Here is a 6,839-nt window from a genome sequence, read left to right as displayed (position 1 = left end):
GCATCAATTTCTTCTAGTGGAATTTTAACTTTAGGAATAGGAATTGCAGAGGTTGAATTTAATATAAAAAATCCCAATGAAAGCACGCTTAGTTACGCATTTGGCTTGTACCGAATTGAGGGTGAACAGCAAGGATGTACCGTAATTTTAAAGTATTACATTGGGAATGAATTGGTTGAAACAGAAACCCGAACTGTGCCTGAATGTGAAGAACCAGAACCGGAACCAGAACCGGAACCAGAACCAGACCCCCCCCCTACTCCTGAACCCTCCCCAGAACCTAACCCATCCCCAAGGGGAAGTAAAAACAAACCATTTATTGGCTTTTTGCTATTTGATTATCAATATTTTTATTCTAGTGATACTGGCACTGCATGGGTAATTGGCGAAACAAAAATTAAAAGGTTACACCTTCATAGTGATCCGCTTTTTGATGCCTGGGAAATTACGCAAATACTTGATAATTGGAATATTTATATCGCTCCTGGCAATAAAATTCGAAAAGAATTATTTTGCTATAAAATTGATGGCTTAAGAGATCATCCCTCTTACTCTTATTGGGCAGGTGGGCATTTTATTGATGGAAAATCGATAAAGCCTTATGCTAGATATTTCGGGACTTGGAATGAGGGAATGCCAGTTTCTTTTATCAATCTACCTCCTGTAGGAAGTGTAGATGTTGGAAACCTGGATCTATTAGCAGTATTTTTAGTGGGAAACGAGCAAACAGCTTATTGGTACGCGGACACGCGGCCATGGAGGGCTACAAGTCAAGGCCCAGGGTTTCAAACAGAAAAAATTAAAGAATATTATTATTCTGATAATGGCGATTATATTTACGGGCTCAAATCCGTGACACAATCATCTCCAGCCATGCAAAATCTTAACCCGGGAAGTGGAACGACTGCATACACTCTTGTTAATATTATTAATTTATACGATATCCCCCTTCCTAATCCGGTTGGAAATTCACCCCCACCCCACAAGGAGAATCCTAAAATGGATGATAATTGCTGTGAAATGATTGAGCGAATCTACGCAGCTCTTGACGTAGATGAAATACTTGATAATGGATTTGAAGTCCCTAACAGATGGATTGCGACCGATGCAAAAGGTTACCAAAAATTAGAATCTTATTTAAAAATTATTGAATTCCAACTTAGGATGCAAGATCACCTCGGAATTCACCCTTTTACTGCCTTGGTAACAGACTATAACGCGGCTCAAGAGGGAAATCAAAAGCTTGAAACCAAATCTGTAAATGCCACTGCATTTGCGAAACAAATAACAGAATTATTGCTTGAAAATAAAGGTGATGCAGCTACTCGTTTAAATTTAATGATTCGTACCGCTATTGCTGTCGGGCAAATTTTTAATATGGTGGCAATTTGTACAAAGCGTGTGCGGGAAATTATGCGATTTTTAGGAATGCCGGTTAAAGAGAAAAAAATTGATGTTCCCATGCCATTTGATTTTACATTCGGAAAAAGGAAAGAAAAAAGTAATGGTTTTGCTCCGCCACTTAATCAGAAAGCCATTGAGTTTCTCAACATTAATACTGAAGAAGCAACGGAAGCACTTCTACCTAAATTTATGCAGGATGAAAAGCAGCCTATTATTGTCGAAATGTTCGACGATAAAGAACCAAATTTGATAGAACGGATAAAAGGAGATCCTAAAAGCACTTAATTAAATGGTAAAATCAGCGCCAAAAATTAAACCTCACGGTTCACCGAGTAAAAATAATATTCGGCGAACTTCTAACCCAAAAACTCCTCAAGAGCAAATACAAGCGATCGGCGATGATCTTGAGGCAGCAATTAAGGGCTATATCCCTGTTTTGATTATGGAAGGTGCATTAGATCGGCGAAATTTAAGGCAAGTTTTAGGCAGTGGGGGGCCTGAACTTGAATTATTTAAAGAAGAATTTGAAAAAATTTACCCGAACGCTGCGGTTAAAGGAGAGGAATCAAAAGAAAAAAGGGACAAAAATAGCGCTCCCGTGTTAGACAAAGTTAGTCGTGATAGCACGGTAAATTACAATTTACCTAAAGATACTAACAGCAATCCACCCAACAAAACTACTACTAAAAAAGGTAAAAAATAAATGAAAATTGATTCAACGACCTTAAGCAGTGCAATTACTTCAGCCGAAAAGGTTAATCTTGAATATTTTAAAAAGCTGGGTTCTCCCGTAGTAGATTGGATTGCAAAACCAATAGCTTCAGCTAAAAATCTACTAGGAAAAATTGCAGCCGGAGCAAAAGAATTAATTAATTCCATCAAAAATGGTTCTTTTTTAAGTATTTTTCAGCAATGGGCTAAAGATGATCCGTTAGCAGCGGGTGCTGGAGTGATTGCAGCCGGTCTCGCTGCCGGAACACTTTTGATTGTTGGGGGCGCCGTAGTCGGCTGGGTTTTTGGTTCAGTTGGAGCGGTTGCTTCTAGCTTGGGAACTCTAGCATTAGTGGGCGGAGGCGGGGGAATCGGGGCAATAGTAGGCGGATTATTAAATACGGCTGAAACGATTTACGCCTTCAATTGGCAGATTAGCGACAAGGAAATTATGGGCCAGATTGAAAGTGCAATCAATAATCTGTACGAACCTGCTGGAGAATTTTTGGGGCGCACGTTAGCTGGGGTTCTTGTGGGTGGATTGACATCACCTCCGAAAGTCCAAATTAACGTTCGGGCGCTGACCCTACAGTGGGCATTAAACCCAGATATTCGTCAAGATTTGTTACAAGGGGTTTCTGAACTCGCTTATCTAGGAATGCAAGCGGGAATTCAAATTGCAATTAAATATGCTTTTATGCAGGGAAGAAGAGGAATAAAAAATCTTTGGAAAAAAGCCCCATCAACCGTAAAAAAATTATTCCCCCAAGTTGATCAGGCAATAAAAACCTGGGGAGATGAAGGAAAAGAGCCATGGTCAATGGAATCTTGGGTTAATGAAAAAGTAGAATCAATTGAAGATCAACGTCTTGAAGATGCAGTTCAAGGTTTTTTGAGTGGTTTTTGGCAACAGTTTAGACAGTCCATTGAATACGTTTATGTTTAATTATGGCAACTAATTCACAACAAAAGAAGTGGGAACAACTAACCTTAGAACGAATTGCAGAAGCTGATGCAATTACTTATTTGGGAGAAAAACATCCATCGTTAGAATCACATGAACACCCTAATTTCAAGCTTTATGAATTTTCGCCCAACAAGGCTTTAGATGGTAAAGAGCGATATTATTTAGCGGGGCCAGAGCATTCAATCATAATGCAATCTTCTTTGTTGAAAGCGCAGCATGATATTTTTGCCATGCGGATAGGATTTGGGATTTCATTTGATGAATGGTTTAAAGAATTTAGCGAGGGATATTCGGAGTATAAAAGGGGGAATAAAACTAATTATCCCTCGACTGGTGAAAAGCAGTGGCGAAAAGACATAGATAGTCGACCTAAATATATTGAATGGACGACAGAAAAAACTATTGAGGGACACCGAGTAATTGAATATTTTCCAGAGGGGTTTGAGGGTCGCTCCATTGTTTTGTCGGGGTCGGACTGGGAACTAAAACGATATATTCAATTTATCGAGTTTGAAGGGGGAGGAACGGCTGAAGAAGAAGAAAACAGTCGTGGAATTTCTGAAATTAAAATATTAAATGGATGGCCAGAATTAAAGATAAAATTTTGGCAAAAGAAACTCGAAAAGGGACAAAAAAGTCCTCTAAGGACAGTTTTATCCGTAGCATTAATCGGTTTTTGCGAATATAAAAGACAAGATGGTTTTAAATTTGAAACACCTCTTACAATTGCTGATTTAAAACATTTTAAAAATAAAATAGAACAGGTTTTTTATCCAGGTAAGGTTCCTGTTGTTTTGTCACGGGGAAAAGAAATTTGGAGTTATCAAAAATGGCGACAAGGATACGCCAACTGGTTCCCTGCACGTAACCGTCAAGCAGCGATTAATATTTATCAAAAATTAGTTCAGATTAAAGAGGATACATTTGACCCATTAGCGTTGTATGTCGGAAAAGCAGATCAAGAATCAGCCAAATATTCTGAAACCCCAAAAAAAGAAAAGGTATTGAATGAGGATAAAGAACTTCCTGTTTATCGGCGAAATGTAGAATTAGAATTTTGGCAAGCTTGGGCAAACCTTCCAAAAACAGGTCAAAAAATTATGTTAGTTTCACGGTCTGATCGAACACCAGTTGATGAACGGTTAATGAACGACTGAGTTAATAAAATGTAACAAACAATTGGGCAAACCTTAAGTTTCAACTGTATAGTCAAGGTGCTAAAAGTCTCTACACAATAAGGGTTAAGCGTGTTAGGTTGGGTTTGACAAAACAAATTTTAAGGATTGTTAACCATGCCTGTTGCTAAGAAAATTACTTACGCCGACCTTCGGACTGCGTTGACTCAATTAGGTTCTAATGTTAGTTTTCCTGCTGTAAGTTTCCCTGATACAGATGATTGTTTACTGGGTATTTCTGATGTTTTAAATGCTTTGGTAATTGCCCAAACCGCGCAAAATAATTTTGCTGCAACAGGAGAAGATGTTAGCACTGTTACTGTTACAGAAGGAGCGACGGTTACTGTTGAAGACCCCAGCGCGCCGGGAACAAATATTAGTGTTCAACCTCGGATTTATACAGTTTCTTTTAATGTTGAACGGACTATTAACCGAGTGCTTCCAGTTTTAGTTTAATTTTGATTTTTTCAACGTAAGCAGGAGCAAAAGATATGGCGAAAACTAATGTTTATGCCAAAAGAAATCTAAGAGCGGTGACACTTGTTCACCCAAAATCTGAGGGAGTTAAATTTCTCTATTGTTTTTTAACCTCTGTTGACGCAACTGAAGTAAGTGACTTAGGGCAAACAGATTTGTCATCGGGTACTATCAGTGGTAGTGTTCCCGCTATTATCGGGGCGAGATTTCCTCAGCCGTCAAAATTAAAACACGCAGTTAGTGGGATTTCTAGTTATTGTTCTTCTGACAGTTTTGCAAATGCGTTAAAAAAGGGTTGGAAAACTGTTAGCAAACCTAAATTTTTAAGTCCAAGAACTCAATCAACGACCGCTCCAACTTCAGTTACTGCCGCAAAAGGAAGTGTTATTGCAACAGTCAAAGCAAAAACCGATGGGGGCGATATTTGGTGGGGTTGGAGAATGCCTAAATATCAATTAGCAAAAATCAGTGGAAGTGATTTAACGGCATTGGGGGTAGATTTTCCAAATACTGAGGAAGAATGGCGGTCGGTTACATTGGGAGTTAATGCTCCTTACCCTCCTAGAGCCATAAAAAATTTAGCGACAACCACCTCGTCAGGAAGTGGATCAAATACTGTTACTGACACGACAGTTGAAACAGTATCTACTTTTTACGATTATACAAAAACTGACTTACCAGAAGGTTGGATACCTAGAACTGGTGGCAAGTACAAAACTACAATTTTTGAATAAACAATGACTGCATTAATTCTTCCTGGTCATCCTGATTTTGTTCCAACTTTAGAATCTGCCCCATTTTTTTGGCGTGAAATGCAACGTGATAAATGTACCACTATTTCTTATGTTGTTGACTTTGAATCTGGGATTTTACGCCCAATGTCCTCGGACGACTTAGAAGAATATATTTATGGCGGTGAATTAGAAGAAGTTATTCAACAACAGGAAGAAGAGGAAGAATGGAATGATTTTTTTGAATGCTTAAAAGCGGAGATGGCATTATGTCGCAATTCCGTCAATTAGGCATTATTCAAATGCAGGGGGATAGTTGGCAAAAATGGCAATCAACCTTTTTGTCAGCTATTGACCAAGATGTTATTCGGGTAACTTGGATGGCGGGTAATAGTGTTGATCAAATTAAAAGCCGTTTATTAATTAGAAGGCAGTGGGAAACTCAAGAAGGACTTATTAACGACCCTGCAATTATTTTGTATCCGACTAACGAACCTCAAGTTTTATATCAACCTGTTTCTTTAGAGTTTGTAGAAGCGGGATTAGCCACTTTTAAAGTTCAGGTAAAAAAATTAATTCGGTTTAACAAATGGATTGCCACTGATTTACTTTATTCAGTAAAAATTGAAGTTGCTTAAAAATATGAACGAAAATTTGATAGTAATTAGTTTATTTAGCATTCAATGCTTTATAAACCTAATATTTTCCTGCTGGATAACCTATAAAATAGCAACCCTAACCCAAAATATTAATAAATTAAGAATTGATATTGACAATCTTGGTGCCGTAATTCGGCAGAATAAAGCTTCAATGGAGGGAAAACTTACTCGATTTATAATAGAGGTGTCTAACCATTTTCATCAAATTCATCGGGACACAAATTTTAGCTATCCTCACGAAGATAGTTAATGCTATATTAAAAATACATCTAAAAGGAGCTTAATAATATGCCATTTATCATCACCCCACCATCCACATCTTTTGACGGAAACACGACTCAAAAAATACTCGGAACCATTGAAACAAAGGAAACCACGTTAACTGCTAATACCGCTACTGATATCTTATTAGCTGATGCTACGGCAACACTGGGAAGAAAAATTTTAAGCATTAGCAACAACGGAACCGAGCCTGTATACCTCAATTACGGCTTAACGGCCACAACGTCAGATTATGATTTCATTTTATATGGAAATCGGCAATTATTAGAAATTGAGTACAACGGCGAAAAGATTTCTGCTATTGCTGCGGCTGCGGCTACTATTAAAATCAAATTTGCAAAATATGTAGAGATTTAAAAAATGGCAATATTAATAGAGCCTCCACAGCCACCGCAGAATGAACTTTCTGCATTACAGAATTTATCTGATAATG

General features: G+C 38.0%; 8 protein-coding genes and 1 pseudogene. All 9 read left to right on the top strand.

All coding sequences use genetic code 11. The annotated features are described in order from the left end of the window. A pseudogene (locus ACKPEB_RS03120) lies at nt 1-1,689 on the top strand (hypothetical protein); the annotation flags it as partial. A 4-nt stretch (nt 1,690-1,693) separates the two neighbouring features. Then, nucleotides 1,694-2,107 carry a hypothetical protein gene (locus tag ACKPEB_RS03115; RefSeq protein ID WP_408963328.1) on the top strand — a complete coding sequence of 138 codons (414 nt, stop codon included), beginning with the start codon at nt 1,694-1,696 and terminating at the stop codon, nt 2,105-2,107. Beyond that, nucleotides 2,108-3,061 (top strand): hypothetical protein, encoded by a 954-nt coding sequence (locus tag ACKPEB_RS03110; RefSeq protein WP_408963327.1) that lies wholly within the window; start codon nt 2,108-2,110, stop codon nt 3,059-3,061. Between the two features lie 2 nt (nt 3,062-3,063). Then, entirely contained in the window at nt 3,064-4,239 is a 1,176-nt protein-coding gene (locus ACKPEB_RS03105; protein WP_408963326.1) for a hypothetical protein, read from the top strand. Nucleotides 4,240-4,374: 135 nt separating this feature from the next. Next, the gene (locus ACKPEB_RS03100) at nt 4,375-4,713 is read left to right on the top strand and encodes a hypothetical protein (protein ID WP_408963325.1); all 339 of its coding nucleotides are present in this window, start codon (nt 4,375-4,377) and stop codon (nt 4,711-4,713) included. Between the two features lie 35 nt (nt 4,714-4,748). Next, complete coding sequence (locus tag ACKPEB_RS03095) at nt 4,749-5,468, top strand: hypothetical protein (RefSeq protein WP_408963324.1); 720 nt, start codon at nt 4,749-4,751, stop codon at nt 5,466-5,468. A 3-nt stretch (nt 5,469-5,471) separates the two neighbouring features. Beyond that, a complete protein-coding gene (locus tag ACKPEB_RS03090) occupies nt 5,472-5,756 on the top strand; it encodes a hypothetical protein (protein WP_408963323.1) in 285 nt (94 codons plus the stop codon). Beyond that, a complete protein-coding gene (locus ACKPEB_RS03085) occupies nt 5,735-6,103 on the top strand; it encodes a hypothetical protein (protein WP_408963322.1) in 369 nt (122 codons plus the stop codon). Before ACKPEB_RS03090 ends, ACKPEB_RS03085 begins: the two co-directional genes overlap by 22 nt. A gap of 309 nt (nt 6,104-6,412) precedes the next feature. Then, nucleotides 6,413-6,763 carry a hypothetical protein gene (locus ACKPEB_RS03080; protein WP_408963321.1) on the top strand — a complete coding sequence of 117 codons (351 nt, stop codon included), beginning with the start codon at nt 6,413-6,415 and terminating at the stop codon, nt 6,761-6,763. The last annotated feature ends 76 nt before the right edge of the window (nt 6,764-6,839 follow it).

This window comes from Planktothrix sp., assembly GCF_046067725.1.
Lineage (GTDB): Bacteria > Cyanobacteriota > Cyanobacteriia > Cyanobacteriales > Microcoleaceae > Planktothrix.
This window is presented reverse-complemented; position numbering and strand designations above follow the sequence as displayed.